General features: G+C 73.5%; 1 protein-coding gene. It reads right to left on the bottom strand.

From position 1 onward, the window contains the following. Positions 1–1,194: cytochrome P450 (locus tag K6I34_RS37180; protein WP_374231126.1), on the bottom strand; the 1,194-nt coding region annotated here is incomplete at both ends.

The following is a 1,194-nucleotide window of genomic DNA, read 5'->3' as shown; positions in this document are numbered from 1 at the left end:
GGCGGCGGCCTTGGCGGCCGCTCCGGAAGGCCCGGAAGGCCCGGAAGGCGCGGTCGGCGCGACGGGCGGGAAGCGCACGGGCAGGGCGGTCAGGGCCCGGTGGAAGGGGCCGGGGCGCCAGACGAGCCGGTCCACGGGGACGGCGAGTTCGAGGTCGGGGAGGCGGTCGAGGAGCTTCTCCACCGCGACCGCGGCGATGAGGCGGGCCGCGTCCTTCGCGGGGCAGGTGTGCGGGCCCGCGCTCCAGGCGAGGTGGGCGCGGTTGCCGGTGCGCTGGTCGGAGTGGAGCGCGGGATCGGTGTTGGCGGCGGCGAAGCTGATGACGACGGGCTCGCCCGCGTTCAGCGGCACGCCGCCGAAGTCCAGGTCCTGGAAGGGGTAGTGGACGCCGTAGTTGGCCATCGGCGGGTCGAGCCAGAGGACCTCGTCGAGCGCGTCCTCGACGGGCATGCTGCCCCCGGCGAGGTCGCCCGCGAAGCGGTCGTCGGAGAGCAGCAGCCGCAGCGCGTTGGCGATGAGGTTCTGCTGGGGCTCGGTGCCCGCGCCGATGAGGACGACGAGCTGGTGGAGCATCTCCTCGTCGGTGAGCCCGGCCGGGTGCGCCATCAGCCAAGAGGTCATGTCCGCGCCGGGCGTGACGTGCTTGAGGCCGATGAGCTCGACGAGGCTCTGGGTGATGAGGGCGTCGGCGCGCTCGTGGTCGACGCCGTCGAAGATGCCGGAGAAGCCCTCGACGAGCCGGTCGCCGAGCTCGGGCGGGCAGCCGAAGAGCTGCTGGAAGACGAGGAGGGGCAGCATCTTGGCGTAGACGCCGAGCAGGTCGGCCTCGCCCAGGGACGAGAAGCGGTCGATGAGGGTGTCGGCACTGCGCTCGACGTAGCCGCGCAGTGCGTTGGGGTCGATGCGGGCGAGGCTGTCGTTGACGGCGGCCCGGAACCGGCGGTGCGCCTCTCCGTCGGAGAAGAGGCAGTTGGGCCGGTAGGCCATCATCGGCACGACCGGGTTGTCGGGGGCGACGCTGCCGTCGGCGAGGGCGCGCCAGTGGCGGGCGTCCTTGCCGAACACCTCGGGGCTGCGCAGGACTTCGAGCGCGGCCCGGTAGTCGGTGACGAGGGTGGCGTGGGCGCCGGGCGCCAGTTCGACGGGTGCAGCGGGCCCGTACGCGCGCAACTGCGCGTCAACGGCGTGCGGGTC

It is taken from the genome of Streptomyces sp. UNOC14_S4 (genome assembly GCF_020740835.1).
Taxonomy (GTDB): Bacteria; Actinomycetota; Actinomycetes; order Streptomycetales; family Streptomycetaceae; genus Streptomyces.
The sequence above is the reverse complement of the archived record's forward strand: the minus strand, read 5'-3'. Positions and strand labels throughout refer to the sequence as shown.